Here is a 17299-nt window from a genome sequence, read left to right as displayed (position 1 = left end):
TCGTCCGGGGCCGCGATCGTCGAATCCCCGACCCTCGGATGGGGATTCGGAGCGCGGCTCGTGTTTGATCGAGGTCGACGAGAGCAACTGAGGGAGGACGTTCGATGGCGGATACGAAGCAGGCCCGGCTCGATCTCGCGGCGGCCCGGCGCGCCGCGGACGCGGCGATCGATGCCGCGCGGCGGGACGGCAACCGGGTCAGCGTGACCGTCGTCGACGCGCGGGGACACGATCTGCTGGTGGTGCGCGACGACGGCGCCGCATGGTTCACCCCCGGGGTGGCACGCGCGAAGGCCGCGACCTCGGCGCTGATCGGCATACCCACGACCGCCTACTCCGGGCTGGCCGACGCCCATCCCGCGCTGGTCGACCTGATCGATGCGCAGACCCAGCAGTCGCTGACGACGCTGCCCGGAGGCCTGCCCGTGAGCGTCGACGGGGAGGTCGTCGGCGGGATCGGCGTGAGCGGCGCGCAGCCGGAGCAGGACGTCGAATACGCGCAGGCAGGTGTCGCCGCGCGCTGACCGGCGCCCGGCGGGCACCGCGAAGGTCTCACCGTCACGGTCGACGCCGTGACGACCCTGATCCGCATCGGGTTGTGTGGGGGTTGTCCCGTAGGCTCCCGATGCAGCTTGGTTGACGAACCTCGGGAGTAACACGTGGCACAGAAGGTAATTGTCGAGCTCATCGATGATCTTGATGGTGAGCCCATCGACTTCGGTGGCGAGACCATCAGTTTCGCTGTCAACGGCGTCGAGTACACCATCGACCTCAATGACAAGAACGCCACCGAGTTCCACCGCAAGCTGGACTACTACATCCGCCATTCCACCAAGGTCGGCGGACGCCAGACGACCCGCGCCGCGAAGCCGACGACAGATGGGGCCAGCACCCAGGAGATCCGGGAGTGGGCCGCCCGCAACGGTTATGTGGTGTCGACCCGCGGCCGGATCTCGGGTGACATCGTCAAGGCGTACGCGGCCGCCCACTAGTCATGGCGACCGTCAGTAAGCGCAAGAAGGCGGCTGCCGCGCCCGAACCCGTGGTCGCGGAGCAGTTGGACGCGGCCACCCCCGCGGTGGTCGCCGCGGATTCGCCCGTGGCGGAACCGGACGCGGCGGGCGCCGACGATGCCGCCGCCGACGAGGCGCAGGGTTCGGATACGTCCTTTTCCCACGGCGATCCGATCCGGGTGTTCCTGTACGACATCCCGAACGATGGTGGCGAGTGGACCGCCCGCTACGAGGCCGGGATCACGCGCATCCGCAGCAAGAAGGTGGGCCCCGGCGTCTACCTGGATCTGCTGCACCGGGTGTTCCCCAAGCACGAGGTCCTCGTCAAGGGTGAGCTGCTCAGCGTCAAGAGCCGGCCGCATCCGGACGACCCCAAGGTCCTCACCGAGGTCGCGCTGCTCGTCTACCTGGCCACCGAGGTGGCCCTGTTCAAGGCGTTCCTCGACTGGGCCGGACAGGATGTCGCGCCGATGCGGATCACGGGGGACAAGCTCGACGACGTGGCCCGCAAGATCCACACCGACCTCTACCGCATCCACCTCTTCAAGCAGCGGCTCGTCACGGCCGGCATCGAGGACCCCGCCGAACTCGACGAGGACGTCGCGCGGCCGCTCGAGGTCATCAAGAGCGAGATCGACGCCATCCAGGACCTGCGCGTCTCCGTCAAGCGCTACCGCGACCGGGTGGTGACGGCCAAGCGGGAACGCGTGGTCAAGGAGAGCCAGAACCTCGTCGGCAACATCGAGATGGCGACCTGGGACTCGGTGCAGCGGCGCGAGGAGATGGTCGTGATGCGCGAGTGGGTGGACAACCAGCAGCGTCTGCTGCCCGTCGTGCGGGCCGCGAAACTGACCTGACCCGACCCCCTCCCGTGGCTGGTGTCACGCACCCGAGGGTGGAGATCGCCACACCTTCAATGTATGCTTGCCGACAAGCAAGTAAATTGGAGGTGGACGTTGACGAGCCTCTTCGACGACGACGAGGTCTCCCGGCTTCGTGTCGCACTCGGACGCATTTCCCGGCAGGTCGACCGGCAGACGTCCGGCGGTGAGCTGACCAAGACGCAGTTCTCGATCCTGACCACCGCGGTGCGCCGTGGGCCGATCCGGGCCAGCGAGATGGCCGAGATCGAGACCCTCAACCCGACGATGCTCTCGCGGATGATCGGCAAGATGGAGGCCGAGGGGCTGCTCATGCGCTCGGCCGATCCCGACGACGGCCGGGCCGTCGTCGTCGCCGCGACGCCCGCGGGGATCGCCCTGCACTCGCAGTTGCGGGACAAGCGGACCCAGTTGTTCGCCGAGTACCTCGCCCAACTCCCCGAGACCAAGACCCAGGATCTGCTCGACGCGCTGCCGGCCCTCGAGGCGCTCGGCGAACGGATGTGTCAGGCCCGGGCTACGGCCCGCTCATGACGGCCGCGGGAAAACTCGGACGTCAGACGTTCGCGGCGCTCGCGAACCGCAACTTCCGCCGCTTCATCAGCGGCCAGGCCGTCTCGCTCATCGGCACCTGGATGCAGCTCGTCGCGCAGTCCTGGCTGGTCCTCGAACTCACCGGCTCGGGCACCGCGATCGGCCTGGTCGTGGCGCTGCAGACGCTGCCGGTCCTGCTGCTCGGGCCGTACGGCGGTGTCATCGCCGACCGCGCCGACAAGAGACGGCTGATGATCGTGCTGCAGACGATGATGGGCGTCCAGGCCCTCGTCCTCGGCGTCCTCACGATCACCGGCACCGTCCAGCTGTGGCACGTGTACGTGCTCGCGCTGCTGCTCGGCCTCAACAACTGCTTCGAGAACCCGGCACGGCAGTCGTTCCTGCTCGAGATGGTGGGTCCGGCGGACCTGCGCAACGCCGTCAGCCTGCAGTCCACGCTGGTCAGCGCGTCGCGCATTGTCGGTCCGGCGGTCGCGGGTGTCACGATCGCGGCCGGCGGGCTGGGCGTGTGCTTCCTGCTCAACGCCGCCAGCTTCGTCGCGGTGGTGACGTCGCTGCTGCGACTGAACGTCTCCGAGTTGCACCGCTCGCCGCCGATGGAACGCGCCCGCGGCCAGCTCCGCGAGGGCCTGCGCTACGTCCGCGGCAACCGCAATCTCGCGGTGCCGCTGCTGATGATGGCGTTCATCGGATGCCTCGCGTTCGAGTTCCAGGTGGTGCTCCCGATCGTCGCCGATCAAACGTTCGGCGCCGGCTCCGAGGCGTACGGGTTCATGACGGCCGCGATGGGCATCGGCGCGGTGTGCGGCGGCCTGCTGGTCGCCACGTGGGGTCGCACCGGCACCCGCGTCCTGATCGTCGCGGCCGCCGCGTTCGGTTTCTCGCTGGTGGCCGCGGCCGCCGCGCCCACGCTGGCGGTGGAACTGATCGCGCTGGTGATCGTCGGCGCCGTCAGCATCGCGTTCAACTCCACCACCAACAGCACCCTCCAGCTCGAGGCCGAACCACAGATGCGTGGCCGCGTCATGGCGCTGTGGGCCACGGCGTTCCAGGGCTCGACGGCCATCGGCGGCCCCGTCGCCGGCTGGGTCAGCCAGGAGTGGGGCGGCCGGGCCGGGCTGCTGCTCGGCGCGATCACGTGTCTGGTCGTCGCCCTGGTCGCGGCGATCGTGATCGGCCGCGGCAAGAAGGTCACCACCCAGGCGCAACCGATCCCCGAGGATCCGGAGGAACCGACCGCCCCGGCCCCCGCGATCGCCGAGGGCCCGGCGTCCACCGAGGCCGTCCGTTCGAAAGCGGCTTGACCTTCAAGCTGGTCGAGACTCCATGATGGCCCGATGAGCGAATTCGGAACGGACAGGTTGATCACGATCGGCGTGCTCGCGCGGGCGAGCGGACTGACACCGAGCGCGCTGCGCTTCTACGCCGACTGCGGGCTACTCGTCCCGGCCTGCGTCGATCGGTCGACCGGGTACCGGTACTACACCGAGGCCCAACGCGACCAGGCCACGATGATCCGCCGGCTGCGGGAGATCGCCGTCCCGCTGGACGTCGTGGCGCGGATCCTCGACGGGGTCGACGACGCCGGACGCCTGCTCGACGCACACGTCCGCGCGCTGCGGGAGCGGGCCGACGCCGCCGCCGCGGTCGCCGAGTCCGTCCGACAGGCGCCGCCGCCGCGGCCCTCGGCGTCGATCTGCGCCGCCACGCTCGCCGATGCCATCGGGCAGGTGCGGGTCGCTGTGGCGTCGGATCCCGCGTTTCCGGTCCTGGCCGGGATTCTCGTGGAGGTGGGGGACGGGGCCGTCACACTCACCGCCACCGACCGATACCGCCTGTCGACGCGCAGCATCGCCTGCCCCGGCGCGGATGATCCGTGGGCCGTCGTCGTGGCCGCCGCCGAGCTTGCCGCGCTCGGCCCGTGGCTGCGTGGGAGCCGGGACGTCGTCCTCCGATCCGGATCCGATCGCTTGGTCGTCGTCGCCGGCGGCGACGAAAGACGATGCGCCACCATCGACGACGCGTTCCCCGACTACCGGGCGATGCTCACCGCCCTGCCCGCCGCGTCCACCCGGGTCGTCGTGTCCCGGGACGCGCTGCTCGCCGCGATCGAGGACAGCCCCGACGCGAGGATCCGGTGCACGATCGCCACCGACACCGTGGTGGTGTGTGTCGACGAAGGCGAAACGCGCCTCACCGCCGAGGTGTCCGGCCCGGGCATCGAGGTGCACTTCGCGTCCGGCACCCTGCGCGCCGCGCTCGCCACGGCTGTCGGGCCGGACGTTATGCTCGACCTCTCCGCCGCCGACCAGCCCGTCGTCATCCGCTCCGCCACCGACGGCGACCTCACCACGCTCGCCATGCCCACTGCCCCGTAACCTCCACCGCGACAGTAGAACCGCGATGACCACGGACTTCACGACGGACGCGATCACCCGTGCCGTCACGCTCGGCCGCGACGGTGACCCGGACGCCGCCCGTGCCGATGCCCTCACGAATGACCGTGTCCGGCAACACCACGCGGGTCTCGTGGTTCGCGGCTTCTATCCGTCGCTGCACCTCAATCTCGCCGACAACCTCCGGCGGCTCGGATCGTTCGACCAGGCGCGCGAGCATCTCGATGCGGCCGGTCGGTATTTCGACGCGCTCGGCGACGACGGGTACGGGGCGATGATCCGCACGGCCGTCGACGAGGTCGGCGTGGCCGTCACCGAGCGTTCCGTCGAACCGAGGCCCTCGCACCCGTAGACCGCTGGACGTCGACACGGTTGCGTCAGGGCGTGTGCGTCGCTGTCGGTATCCAGTTGCCGTGGAATCCGGCCTCCGCGCAATCGGAAGACGCGGGATGAAAGACGAACTCCCCGATCGCCGATCGCCGATCGGGGATCGAAGTCGCGAGTGGCGGCCACGCCGCGGTCACAGTCCGTTCGGAGACCAATGCCGCCAAGGGGGCGCAGTGGCCGGGCCACGTTGGCCGCGACGGCGCTTCGAACGTCGAACGTCACCGGCAGGTCGTAGACCACCACGTAGTCGCGACTCAGGGAGAAGGCGTGCATCATCGGACTGCCGCCGACGCGGATCGGGATCTCCTTCCGGAGGTGGCCGTCGGCGCCGATCACGTTGTACTGCAAGGTGTTTCCCATCCGAAGTGGTACGAAACCGCATGGAGCTCACCGGTTTCCGGATCCCCCGATGGGTGCGCTGTGTATCCGCCGCGAACGGTGCCGTCGAAGTCGCAGACATCGACCGTGTCGAGTTCCTCGGACAGTTCCACGCACGCCAGACCGCCCTCGACCAGGGCGAGCGTCTTGCCGGTGAACCCGATGACGTTCGTGTTCGCAGACGGTCCGTGCAGGGGTGATCGGCCGCGCTCGGAGGGGGCCAACCGTTGCAGGGTCGCCGACGTCGCTTCCGAGTCGACCCACCGGTTCCGGTACCACAGTGCCTGCCCGTCGCCGAGTCGGACGCCGTGAACCATGCCGTCGCCGGTGAACCAGTTGTATCCGGTCCGGAAGATCTTCCCGTGCGGGATACCTGCCAGACCGGTCCCGGCCGATCCGGCAGGCATCACCCGACGAGACCCGAGTCGGCGGCTACAGCAGCGGCGGGACCGTTGCCGCGCTCGGAACCTCCAGACCGGTGGGCCGGCGCATGCGAGCGCGGCGTTCACCGCGACGTGCACCCCGTCTGGAACTCCAACGCGGAGGGACTCGCTCGCATTCGTCGTGTCCGGGAGCCCCGACCTCGTCCCACTCCTCGAACACGATGACCGGATCGGAGAACAGGGTGTCCACCAAAATGATTGAGAGTTTCGGCGCGGGCTGACAACGAGTGGTGCGGGGCTCGCGGTGATTGCTCCAATGAGCCTGCCGCTCTCGAAAGTCTTGCTATCGTTCGCCTAATCCAGTTTCGAGATCTCGACGAAGAAGCCAGCTCTTTCGAGAGCTGCGGAAGGTGGAGTGATGTGCACCAGGGTGATCTGGCCGGACGCCGCAGGGGCTGTGCTCGTCGGGCGAAATATGGACTATCACCGAGATACCGGAACGAACCTGTGGTCGCTTCCCCGGGGAATCAAACGTGATGACGGCGTCGGTGGTTCACTCAGCTGGGCCGCCGAATACGGCAGTGTCGTGGCCGGTGCGTTCGACATGATGACGGTGGACGGCATGAACGAGGCGGGACTGGCGGGGCACATCCTGTGGCTCGCGGAGTCCGAGTACGGCACCCATGACAAGTCGCGGCCGGCTCTGAGCATGGCGATCTGGCTTCAGTACTTCCTGGACAACTTCGCCACGGTGGCGGACGCCGCCGCGTGGATCACCGAGTCCGACGTTCAGGTTGTACCGCTCGGGGACCCGGCGACCGGTGAGGTGCCCGCGGTACACCTCGCGCTGGATGATGCGACCGGAGATTCGGCGATCATCGAGTACGTCGACGGCAAGGCCACCGTCTGGCACGACCGCGCCTATCGCGTGATGACCAATTCGCCGACCTACGACAAGCAGATCGAACTGCTCGAGGAGATCGACGGGTTCGGTGGGACCAGGCCCCTGCCCGGGACCACGCTCGCGACCGACCGGTTCGCCCGCGCCGCGTACTACGTGGGCCGGTTGCCCGAGCCCAAGACCGAGGTCGAGGCGGTCGCGGGAATGTTCAGCGTCATCCGCAATGCCGCCCAGCCTTTCCGCATCCCCGATCCCGACAAGCCGTATGCGTCGCAGACGATTTGGCAGACGGTTGCCGACCTGACCAACAAGCGGTTCGTCTTCGACTCGACGACACGGCCCAACATCGTGTGGGTGGACCTGGACAAGCTGGATTTCGGGGTGGGCGCGCCGGCGGGCAAGCTTGACCTGATGAGCGATACGGCGCTCGAGGGCGGACTCGCCGGCAACGTCACCGGCCGCTTCGCGGAAACGGCCCCGATGCAGTTCCTGACTCTGCCGTCCTGATCTTCAGGCTCGAACCCACTGCACGATCCCCGAGGGGTGCACCTATGGACACCGCTGATCAGCAGCCTGCCGTTCGTGTGACAACCGAGAGCGCGGACGAGGCGCTGCTGCGAGCGAGCTGGTTGCCGCTGATTCTCGTGTGTTTCACCGGTCTCGTCTCGGTGTTCAACGCGTCGGTGCTACCCATGGCGATCAGCGGCGTGGTCGAGGGCCTGGACACCACGATCTCGAACGTGCAGTTGGCGATCGTCGCGTACGGGGTGTTCGTTGCCGCCTTCACGGTCACGGGCGGCAAGATCAGCGGAGTCCTCGGTGCCAAGAACACCCAGCTGCTCGGCTTGACCGTCTACATCGCAGGCATGCTGATCTGTCTCCTGGCCCGGGATGTCTCGGCGCTGATCGCGGGCGAAGCGGTCGCGGGACTCGGTGGCGCGCTGCTCGTTCCCAACGCGCTGGCGATTCTCGGTCAGGCCTACTCCGGCACACAGCGCACCGTCGCTGTGTCGATCCTGGCGGGCAGCACGGGTATCGGTGCTGCGCTCGCGCTGTTGGTCGGTGGATTCCTCGTGCAGACCTGGGGCTGGCGGGCGCCCTTCCTCCTTCTGCTGGTTGTCATCGCGGGGACCATCGTCATCGCTTCCCGGGTGGTTCTGCCCCGGACTCCCTTCCGGGGCTCCATCGACAAGGCGAGTATCGCGCTGTCGGCCGTCGGTGTGCTCTTGTTGGTCGCGGCGATCAACCAGATCGGCGCATGGGGACTTCTCCTGGCCGCCGAGTCGGCGCCGATGAGTGTGCTCGGCCTGTCGCCCGTGCTGGCATTGTTGCTGCTCGGCGTGCTGGTGCTGCATGTGTTCGCCGCGCGGCAGCATTCGCTCGTCGACGGTGGCAGGACGGCCCTGCTCGACCCCCAGGTGTTCGGGTCGGGGCTCAACCGTGCCTGCCTGATTGGTCTGGTCGCGGTGAACCTGCTGATGGCCGGCGTGAGTTACCTGTTGCCGTTGTACACCCAGATGGTATTGGGGAAGACGCCCGTGGGTTCGGCACTGATGCTGGTGCCGATCTCCCTCGCCGCGCTCGTCTCGGCGGCTGCGACACCGGTTCTGATGCGATTGTTCGCGTGCCGCTGGCTGTTGACCGGTGCCCATGTGCTCGCTGCCGCAGCCGTGATGCTGCTGGCACTGACCATTTCGAATCAGTGGTCGGGTGTGTGGACAGGGGTCAGCGAGGTGTGCCTGGGTCTCGGTATCGGAGTCGGACTGAGTGCGGGAAGTGCACTGCTCATGGAGACCAGCCCGCAGTCGCTCTCCGGAGAGATCGGCAGTGCTCGGGGTATGGCGAACTTCCTCGGACTCTGCACCGGTACTGCCGTCGCGGGAGCCGTGCTGATGTCCGTGCTCGCCCAATCCGCCTCGGGCCGTGTCGCTGACGACCCGGATCTGCGGTCCGACAGCAGAATCGAAGTGACCACCAGTTCGGTCAGCTTCGTCGCGAACGATGACCTCCGCGGCCGTCTCGCCGGACTGGACTTGACCTCGGCACAGCTCGACCGCGCGGTGGAGATCAACGTCGATTCCAGACTGGTCGCGCTGCGCGCGAGCCTGTTCGTGCTCGGACTTGCGGTATTGCTGCCACTCGTGACGTTCCGCCAACTGCCCACTCGACGGGAACAGTGAAGGGAAACATGGAACAGGGCTGGCAGCCACAGGGCGTGAGCGTTGTCGCGTGGGTGAGGGTGGTAGATCCGGTCGAGTGGACGATCTCGTCCACCCCGGTCAGGCGTCGCTGACGTTTCCCGACGATCTACGGGTCGAACGAGGCATCGGTGACTCTCGATACTTCCCGCCAGGCTCACGCCCGGCGTGTCAGACCACGACCGGATCCACCGTTTCTCAGACAGTCCCACTAGACAGCCAACACCGCCGGCGCGGGCGGGGCGGTGTTGGTTCTGCTCGCGGTTCAGCTCGGCACGGCCACTTGTCTGGCGAAGTCGGGTCTATCAGATCAGGCCACCTCGAATGTCGAAGCGGCTGTGGGTCGCTGCTAACGGCAGCGCGTCAGGTAGTCGATCGGCGTCTGGGTAGTCGATCGAGGAGTCCATGTCGGGCTACAGCAGTGGCGGGACCGTTGCTGCGATCGGAACCTCCAGAACGGTGGGGCCGGAGCGTGCGAGCGCGGCCTTCACCGCGATCTGCACCTCGTCCACGGTCTCCGCTCGTTCGCCCGCGCATCCGTATCCCTCTCCGAGGGAGACGAAGTCGAGGGACGGGATGTCGAGTCCCGGCACTCCTGGCGTCTCCTCCAGCTTGGCGAACGCCTTGAGGATGGCGTACTCCTCGTTCCGAGGAACCACGTAGAGGATCGGTAGTTCGTGGGCGGCGGCGGTCCACAACGCCTGGATGGCGTACTGGAACGATCCGTCGCCTATCATCACCACCACCGGGCGGTTGCGGCCTGAATCACGTTCCGCGAGAGCGATACCCACACTGGCCGGCAGATTCCAGCCGAGGCTGCCGCTCGCGGCGGTGTAGAACGAGTCGGGCTTCTCGATCGGCCACGCGGTGTGCAACTCCGCGATGTTCGACGGCGACTCCTCCATCAGGACGGTGCCGTCGGGCACCACGGACCGGATCGCCTCGAACACCTCGAGCGCGGTCAGTGTCCCGCCCGCCTCGCCCGCCTCGGCGACAAGCGGCGCCGGATGCGGGGCCATGCGGTGCGGATTCACGGCGACGGGGCCACTCGGGGCCCGTTCCTCGACCAGCTCGAGCAAACCCTCGAGGGCCAGGACCGCATCGCACAGCAGACTGTCGCCGACCGGGGCCTTCCCTGCCTCGGCGGGGTCGTCGGTGACGTGCAGGAGTGACATGCCCTCCGGTAGATACTCTCCCGGAACGTACGGGTAGTAGCGGAACACCGGTGCCCCGATGACGATTCCGATGTCGTGGCCCGCCAGCCGTTCCGACAGGGGGCCGATGGCGAACGGCAGCCCGCCCCTGTAATGGGGGTGGTTCTCGGGGAACGGCGGGCGCTCCGAGGATGGTGCCGCCCACACGGGTGCACCGAGCTTCTCCGCCAGTGCCACCGCCTGTGCCCAGCCGTCCCCGCGCGCGATCGAGGAGCCGTAGATGAGCACCGGGTTCTTCGCGTCGGACAACCGGCGGGCGAACTCCTCGATTCGGTCGGGGTCCGGTCCGATCCGCGTCGTCACCGAGCGAAGCACCGGGGTGCTCGCCGCGGGTCGGTCCCAGTCGTCCAGCGGGATCGAGAGGAAGACCGGACCGGCCGGCGGCTGCATCGCCATCGCGTACGCACGCATGAACGCCGCGGGCACGTCCTCGGCGCGCACCGGTTGGTAGCTCCACTTGGCCCAGGGCTTCGTCAGCATTTCGGGCTCGACGTTGGTCAGCCACGGCTCCATCAGGAGCATTTCTCGCGTCTGGTTTCCGGCGGTCACGATGAGCGGGGTGTGATTCATCGCCGCAGTCATGATGTTGCTCATCGCGTTGGAAATGCCCGCCGATGTGTGCACGTTGACCAGCGCGGGGGAGCGGGTGGCCTGAGCGTAGCCGTCGGCTATGGCGACTGCTGAAGCCTCCTGCAGTGCCAGGATGTATCTGAAGTCGCTGGGCAGATCCTTCAGGAATGTCTCCTCGGTCGAACCTGGATTGCCGAATACCGTGGTAATTCCGAGTTTGCGCAGAAGATCGAACGTGATGTCGCGAATCGTTTCCATTGAGATCCATCCTCCCCGTGACCGCCCCGCAGCGGGGTTCGGTGATGTCCGGCTTGGTCTTGATGGGTTTTCGATCTGCAGTGCTTGTCAGCTTTGTCGAGTGAATCATGGCCGGAGTGTTCCGATTCGGAAGTCGACGGATGAATCGACGGATGAGTTCGATGCGGCGAAGATGCGGGATTCTGAATACGAGATCGACCGGGCCCGGCGTTTCGAGGCGGACGTGCGGGGCAGAGCGGCGCGACGGTGGTCGAGACCTCACCGGGCGGCGACGTAGCCGTGGCGCCTACCCCGTCGTGCTCATACGCTGTGCCGATGAAGAAATGGTGGCTCATCGGTGCCGCGGTCGTGGTGGTGCGCGCGGGTGTTCCGGCGGGCCCCTGGATCTACGGTGAGTTCATCGCCGAGGACGATGCCCCGGCCGCGAGCGTGTCCACCGAGGGTGCACAGGCGGCGTCGGGTTCGGTGGACGGGCAGTGGATCGTCGGCGCGGAGGAGGGCGCCAACCGCACCGCCGCCGGGTACACCGTCTCGGAGATCCTCAACGGCGCGCGGGCCACTGTCGTCGGCGCCACCGACCAGGTGGCCGGGACCGCCGACGTCTCCGGTGAGAAGCTTTCCGGCGCCCAGGTGGTGGTCCAGGTGGCCGCCATCGCCACCGACAACTCGCGTCGCGACGGACAGTTCCGCGGCAACGTCATGGCCGCCGACACGTTCCCGACCGCGACGTTCACCCTCACGACGCCGGTCGATCTGGCATCGCTGCCCACCGACGGAACCGCCACCACCGTGAAGGCGGACGGGACGCTGACCCTCGAGGACCAGACCCGGCCGGTGACCGTCGACGTGAAGGTCCTGCACAGCGGCGACAAACTGGTCGCGTCCGGCAGCGTCCCGGTCACGTGGTCCGACTACGGAATCACGCCGCCGTCACTGGGATTCGTGACCGTCGACGACGCCGGCACGGTTGACTTCCTGGTGAGCCTGGACCGCGCCTGACGATGCGACTGGGCGTCGGCGCCGAGCCGACATCGTCCACGGCAGCAGGCCGCCGAGCGAGAGGATGAAGCCGACGCCGAGCCACTGAACCGGGTCGAGGTGTTCGCCGAGAACAAGGGCCGCGCTGACGATGCCGAAGATCGGTTCGAGAAGACCGATCATGCTCATCGCCACCGATCCCAGACGCCGCATCGCGTAGAACGCGCAACCGATTCCCACCGGATTGAGCAGTAGCCCCTGCACGACAGCGACGTTCCATACACCCTGTGGCACGGCGAAACTCTGTCTCGTCGCCACAGCGACGATTCCGGTTGTGATCGTCGCTCCGACGGTGACGAGCAGTGCCGCGTTGACAACTCCGACCGATCGTCCCCATTCTTCGCCCAGGACCAGATACACCGCGTATCCGGAGGCGCTGAGCAATGCCGCGCCGACACCGATCACCGTGATCGAGGACGACGCTGCACCGCCACCGGCGACGAGGCCGATCCCGCAGACCATCGGCACACACAGCGCCACCGTCCACACGTTGACGCGTTGTCGGCGGGCCAGGCACACCAGCAGCAGCACGAACAACGGGTAGATGTGGACCAGCGCCAGCGCCACCTGGGCGCCGGTGGCTTGCACCGCCGCGAAGTAGGCCAGGATCTGGACTCCGAAGAGTGGACCGCACAGGAAGAGTAGCGCCGCTGCCGGTCGCCGGCTGATGCCCCGAAGGCGGCCGGTTCCGGCGGCGATCAACAGCAGCACCGCGGAACCGCACAGTCCCCGCAGGGTGACGAGGACGGACGGTGAGACTCCGTCGCGGTACGCGAGGACCGCGACCACGGGGGTCAGACCGTACGCCGCGGCGGACGCGAGCCCGGCGGCCCAGGCGCCCGTCCCTAGCGAACGCGATCCGGCGTTCACGGCGGCGCCTGGGCCTCGGCTCATCAGAGCTTCCGGGAAATGATGAGCCGCATGATGTCGGAGGTGCCTTCCTCGATCTCCTCGAGCTTGACATCCCGCATCCACTGCTCGACCGGGTACTCGCGCGAGTAGCCCCAGCCGCCGAGGGTCTGGACGGCGGCGTGGGTCACGAACATTGCGGTCTCGGACGCGGTCAGCTTGGCCATCGCTGCCAGCCCGGTGGTGTTCACGCCCGCGTCGATCGAGCGCGCGGCGTGATGGACCATGAGCCGTGACGCCTCGATCCGGGTTGCCATGTCCGCCAGGCGGAATGCGACGGCCTGGTGCTCAATGATCGGCTTGCCGAACTGCTTACGGGTGCGGGCGTACTCGAGCGCGTACTCGTAGGCGGCGCGGGCAGCTCCCACGGCGGCCGCACCGAGGACGATCCGTGAGATGTCGAAGGTCTCCATGAGACCGTAGAAGCCCTGGCCCTCGTCGCCGAGCCGGTTCTCCTCGGGGACGAACACATCGTCGAAGAACAGCTCGCGGCAGACGATCGCACGCTGCCCCATCTTCTTCATCGGTTCACCCCATGTGAAGCCGGGCGTGTCCTTGGTGAGCAGGAATGCGGTGACGCCCTTGGACCGTTCGTTGCGATCGGTCTTGGCGAACACCACGTACTGGTCGGCAGCGCCCGCATTGGAGATCCACGCCTTCTGGCCGTTGATCCGGTACCCGCCGTCCACGCGGGCGGCGGTGGTGATGATCGACGCGGCGTCCGAGCCCGAGCCGGGCTCGGTGGTGGCCAGCGCCGTCATCAGCGGATTGGTGCCGGTGAGCGGCCGCAGCCACTTCTCCTTCTGCTCGGCGGTGCCGAGTGCCATCAGGGGGTCGGAGAAGAAGCCGTTGGAGCACACCAGGTTTCCGATGCCGGGGTCGCCCCAGCAGAGCTCCTCCTGCACCAGGCACTGCGTGAACACGTCGGTCATGCCGCCGCCGCCGAACTCCTCGGCGATCATGAAGTCGGTGATGCCGACCTGGGCGGCCTTGGCGAAGATGTCGACGGGCGTGACCACGTCGGCCTCGTCGACCTCGCGGCCGCGCGGGCGGATCTCCTTCTCGGCGAAATCACGGCAGAGCTTGATGATCTCGCGCTGCTCGACGGTGAGCGGCCACGGATCGAACTGGATGCTGGTCATGGGGAGCCTCTTTCGGCGTTGGTGAAGGTGTGCGTTGCTGAGGGGGAATCAGGGGAGTCGGCGGTCCGTCGTCAGAGTTGGACAGCCGTCAGTTCGGTGTATTCGTCGATGCCGACGCGGCCCAACTCTCGACCGAGGCCGGAGTTCTTCCAACCGCCGAAGGGGGCCAGCGGATTGAAATCGGCACCGTTGACGTCGACCTGACCGGTGTCCATGCGACCGGCCACCGCCAGCGCGCGATCGCGGTCCGCCGACCAGACTGCGCCGGCAAGTCCGTACTCGCTGTCGTTGGCCGTTTCGATCGCGTCGTCGTCGCCGTCGTGGGGAAGGACCACGAGCACCGGGCCGAAGATCTCCTCCCGGGCAACCGGGTCCGCCCGGTCGACGTCGGCCAGGACCGTGGGGCGAAGGTAATGTCCGCGGTCCGAAATCGTCTGAGTGCCACCGGCAGCCAATCGAGCGCCACGGGCGAGTGCGCGCTCGACCGAGTCCGCAATCGCGGCCCGCTGCTGACCGGAGATCACCGGCCCCAGTTGGGTGTTGCGATCGAGCGGGTCGCCCACGGTCATCGCCTCGGAATGGGCCGCCGCCATCTCGACGGCCTCGGCGTACCGCTGCCGCGGAACCAACAGCCGGGTCCAGGCGCTGCACGTCTGCCCGCTGTTGAGCATCGCAGCTTCGACCGAGCCGACGACCGCACTCGACAGGTCGGCGTCGTCGAGGACCACGCTGGCCGACTTGCCTCCCAGTTCCAGGCAAGCACGCTTGAGTTGCTCACCCGCCACCCGCCCCACCTGGCGGCCCACCGTCGTCGAACCGGTGAACGAGACCACGTCCACGCCGGGATGCTCGACGATGGCGGCACCGACGACCGATCCGCGCCCGGGAACGAGATTGACGACACCCGAAGCCATTCCGGCCTCGAGTAGAGCGTCGCAGAACAGGTACGTCGAGAGCGGGGTGAGCTCGGCAGGCTTGACGACCGTGGTGCACCCGGCGGCCAGCGCCGCGCCGACCTTCGCCGCCAGTTGGTACAGAGGGTAGTTCCAGGGCGTGATGCAGCCGACCACGCCGGCCGGGCGCCGTAGGATGGTCGAGTTGCCGATCGTGTCGTGTGCCGGCATCCGTCGGGCGATGTCGGCGAACGATGCGATGATCTCGATCGCCAGGTCGACGTGCGAGGCCTCCGCGACGGTCACCGGGGCGCCCACCTCCGCGACCGTGGCGGCCACGAGACGATCGCGCCCGGAGACCAACTGAGCATGGAGGGCGTCCAACAGGTCGGCGCGGGTGCCGGTATCGGTTCGGCCCCAGTCCTTCCCCGCGTTCCGTGCGGACCGCACCGCCGCATCGACATCGGCGATCGATGCTGTCGCGGCACTGCCGACGACCTCCTCCGTCGCCGGGTTGTACACGTCGGAGACGGTCGGGCAGCGGCGCCACTCGTTGTCGATCAGGACCGCGTCACGTATCCACGATGTCGTCACTGCTCCACCTCTTCCTCGCGCACATGGATCAGGGTCGGACGGTCCGCAGTGAGGGCGGCCGCGACCGCGGGACCCACTTCCTCCGAGGACCCGACAGCTACCCCGTAGCAGCCGAGAGCGCGAGCCAGCGCGGGGAAGTCGGGGGTGCCGAGGTCGACGGCGTGGACCCGGTCGTCGCGGTCGACCATCTCGTTGCGGATCTCCCCATAGCCGCCGTTGTCGACGATCACCACGGGGATCGGCAGCCGGGCCTCGGCCGCCGCGGCGAGCTCGGCGATCGTGAACATCACCCCGCCGTCACCCAGCATCGCAACCACCTGCCGCTCCGGTGCACCGACTTTCGCTCCGATTGCCGCGGGCAGGCCGTAGCCGAGGGTGCCGAGCCCGGTGGGGTAGAGGAAGGACCGCGGCCGGTGCAGCGGAAGGTTCGACAGCGCTCCGTAGTAACAGGCCATTGCACTGTCGGCGGCCAGCACGGCGGTGTCGTCGAGCACCGCATCGAGCGACCTGCACAGCCGCACGTAGCGAGCCCCCTCGTCGCGCGCATCCGCCTGCAGCCGCTCGCGCCACAGTTGTGCTCGCGCGGCACCGTCCCGCGGAGCTCCCGTGTACGCGGCCGTCAACGCAGCGAGGGATTCCGCGGCGTCGCCGACGATGGCAACGGTTGGCCGCGCATTGGTTGCGACCGAGGTGGGGTCGACATCGATCCGGATCAGCGTGGTGTCGGCGATCGGCCCCCACCACCAGTCCGAGGGAGCGAGCTCGGTGCCCACCGCAATCACCAGGTCGCTGTCGGCCACCAGTTTCGCGACCGACGGGTGCTGCAGTCCCGCACCGAGGGCGAGCGGATGCAATTCCTCCAGTGTGCCTTTTCCGTTCGCGGTCGTGATCACCGGTGCGCCCAGCAGTTCGGCGAACGCACGAACCTCGGACGCGGCCCCCGCTGCACCGCCACCGACGATCAACAGTGGCTGCTCGGAACGGCCCAGCAATGCCCGAGCCTCGTCGAGGAGCGATGGTGCCGGTGTGATGATGGAGGGGCTCACTGGCGCGACGGGAATCACGGGGGCGCTTTCGTCGAGCAGATCGAGAGGAATCTCGAGGTATGCGGGACGCGGACGTCCGGTTGCCATAGCGGCGAAGCACTGCGCAACGGCGAGAGGGATTTCCGCGACGCTCGTGACGCGTTGTGCGTGACCGACGACGGAGTCCATCGCCCGAAACTGGTCCCGGACCTCGTGCAGGTAGCCGTTGCCGTTGCTCGGGTGACCGAGCGGCAGGCCGGGCGCGACGAACAGGACCGGCACCGAATCCGAGTATGCCTGCGCCGCAGCAGCTGCCGCATTCAGGATGGCGGGACCGGTTGTCGTGATACAGACCCCGGGGCGACCGCTGACGCGGGCGTACCCGTCGGCACCGTATCCCGCGCCCTGCTCGTGACGCGGTGAGACGTGTTCGATGCCGGACTCAGCGAGAGCGGCGTAGATCGACAGATTGTGCGTGCCCGGAATCCCGAACACCACGTCGACGCCGTGTCGAGCCAGGGCGTCGACGAGCGCCTGCCCGCCGGTGCGAACTGTGCTCTGCAT

Annotated in this window: 15 protein-coding genes and 1 pseudogene; 10 read left to right on the top strand and 6 right to left on the bottom strand. The window is 67.9% G+C overall.

Going from position 1 to position 17299, the window contains the following annotated elements:
- Window positions 1–104: 104 nt before the first annotated feature.
- The 7 genes from J2X34_RS17920 (at window position 105) to J2X34_RS17890 (ending at window position 5197) form a co-directional block, all read left to right on the top strand.
- Window positions 105–524: a GlcG/HbpS family heme-binding protein gene (locus J2X34_RS17920; protein ID WP_174907606.1), complete on the top strand. Its 420-nt coding sequence runs from the start codon at window positions 105–107 to the stop codon at window positions 522–524.
- 135 nt (window positions 525–659) lie between these two features.
- On the top strand, window positions 660–992 hold the full coding sequence (locus tag J2X34_RS17915; RefSeq protein ID WP_114723824.1) for a histone-like nucleoid-structuring protein Lsr2: 333 nt from the start codon (window positions 660–662) through the stop codon (window positions 990–992).
- A gap of 2 nt (window positions 993–994) precedes the next feature.
- Window positions 995–1870, top strand: coding sequence for a hypothetical protein (locus J2X34_RS17910; protein WP_429518740.1), 876 nt, complete (start codon window positions 995–997; stop codon window positions 1868–1870).
- Between the two features lie 99 nt (window positions 1871–1969).
- Window positions 1970–2428: a MarR family winged helix-turn-helix transcriptional regulator gene (locus J2X34_RS17905; protein ID WP_114723826.1), complete on the top strand. Its 459-nt coding sequence runs from the start codon at window positions 1970–1972 to the stop codon at window positions 2426–2428.
- Window positions 2425–3753 carry an MFS transporter gene (locus J2X34_RS17900; protein WP_429518738.1) on the top strand — a complete coding sequence of 443 codons (1329 nt, stop codon included), beginning with the start codon at window positions 2425–2427 and terminating at the stop codon, window positions 3751–3753. Before J2X34_RS17905 ends, J2X34_RS17900 begins: the two co-directional genes overlap by 4 nt.
- A gap of 33 nt (window positions 3754–3786) precedes the next feature.
- Window positions 3787–4827 carry a MerR family transcriptional regulator gene (locus tag J2X34_RS17895; RefSeq protein WP_429518736.1) on the top strand — a complete coding sequence of 347 codons (1041 nt, stop codon included), beginning with the start codon at window positions 3787–3789 and terminating at the stop codon, window positions 4825–4827.
- A gap of 25 nt (window positions 4828–4852) precedes the next feature.
- Entirely contained in the window at window positions 4853–5197 is a 345-nt protein-coding gene (locus tag J2X34_RS17890; protein WP_429518734.1) for a hypothetical protein, read from the top strand.
- Window positions 5198–5493: 296 nt separating this feature from the next.
- On the opposite strand, the pseudogene J2X34_RS17885 reads toward J2X34_RS17890, so the two are convergent.
- A pseudogene (locus J2X34_RS17885) lies at window positions 5494–5927 on the bottom strand (carotenoid oxygenase family protein); the annotation flags it as partial.
- Window positions 5928–6411: 484 nt separating this feature from the next.
- Between J2X34_RS17885 and J2X34_RS17880 the strand changes: the two are divergent.
- Entirely contained in the window at window positions 6412–7401 is a 990-nt protein-coding gene (locus J2X34_RS17880) for a linear amide C-N hydrolase (protein ID WP_114723829.1), read from the top strand.
- 44 nt (window positions 7402–7445) lie between these two features.
- Window positions 7446–9074, top strand: coding sequence for an MFS transporter (locus J2X34_RS17875; RefSeq protein WP_429518732.1), 1629 nt, complete (start codon window positions 7446–7448; stop codon window positions 9072–9074).
- 431 nt (window positions 9075–9505) lie between these two features.
- On the opposite strand, the gene mdlC is transcribed toward J2X34_RS17875, so the two are convergent.
- A complete protein-coding gene (gene mdlC, locus J2X34_RS17870; RefSeq protein ID WP_429518730.1) occupies window positions 9506–11134 on the bottom strand; it encodes a benzoylformate decarboxylase in 1629 nt (542 codons plus the stop codon).
- Window positions 11135–11449: 315 nt separating this feature from the next.
- Here mdlC and J2X34_RS17865 point away from each other — a divergent pair, with 315 nt between their 5' ends.
- Window positions 11450–12133: a YceI family protein gene (locus tag J2X34_RS17865; protein WP_429518728.1), complete on the top strand. Its 684-nt coding sequence runs from the start codon at window positions 11450–11452 to the stop codon at window positions 12131–12133.
- On the opposite strand, the gene J2X34_RS17860 is transcribed toward J2X34_RS17865, so the two are convergent.
- The 4 genes from J2X34_RS17860 to J2X34_RS17845 form a co-directional block, all read right to left on the bottom strand.
- The gene (locus J2X34_RS17860; protein ID WP_429518726.1) at window positions 12065–13066 is read right to left on the bottom strand and encodes a DMT family transporter; all 1002 of its coding nucleotides are present in this window, start codon (window positions 13064–13066) and stop codon (window positions 12065–12067) included. The two genes, J2X34_RS17865 and J2X34_RS17860, sit on opposite strands and share 69 nt — an antisense overlap.
- The gene (locus tag J2X34_RS17855; RefSeq protein WP_429518724.1) at window positions 13066–14223 is read right to left on the bottom strand and encodes an acyl-CoA dehydrogenase family protein; all 1158 of its coding nucleotides are present in this window, start codon (window positions 14221–14223) and stop codon (window positions 13066–13068) included. The genes J2X34_RS17860 and J2X34_RS17855 overlap by 1 nt, the downstream gene beginning before the upstream one ends.
- A gap of 71 nt (window positions 14224–14294) precedes the next feature.
- Window positions 14295–15710, bottom strand: coding sequence for an aldehyde dehydrogenase family protein (locus J2X34_RS17850; RefSeq protein WP_429518722.1), 1416 nt, complete (start codon window positions 15708–15710; stop codon window positions 14295–14297).
- Complete coding sequence (locus tag J2X34_RS17845; RefSeq protein WP_429518720.1) at window positions 15707–17299, bottom strand: thiamine pyrophosphate-binding protein; 1593 nt, start codon at window positions 17297–17299, stop codon at window positions 15707–15709. The genes J2X34_RS17850 and J2X34_RS17845 overlap by 4 nt, the downstream gene beginning before the upstream one ends.

Origin of the sequence: Rhodococcus sp. BE178, from assembly GCF_050433545.1 — a bacterium.
Taxonomy (GTDB): domain Bacteria; phylum Actinomycetota; class Actinomycetes; order Mycobacteriales; family Mycobacteriaceae; genus Prescottella.
Note: the sequence above shows the minus strand (reverse complement) of the source record. Positions and strands in the feature narration are given on the sequence as shown.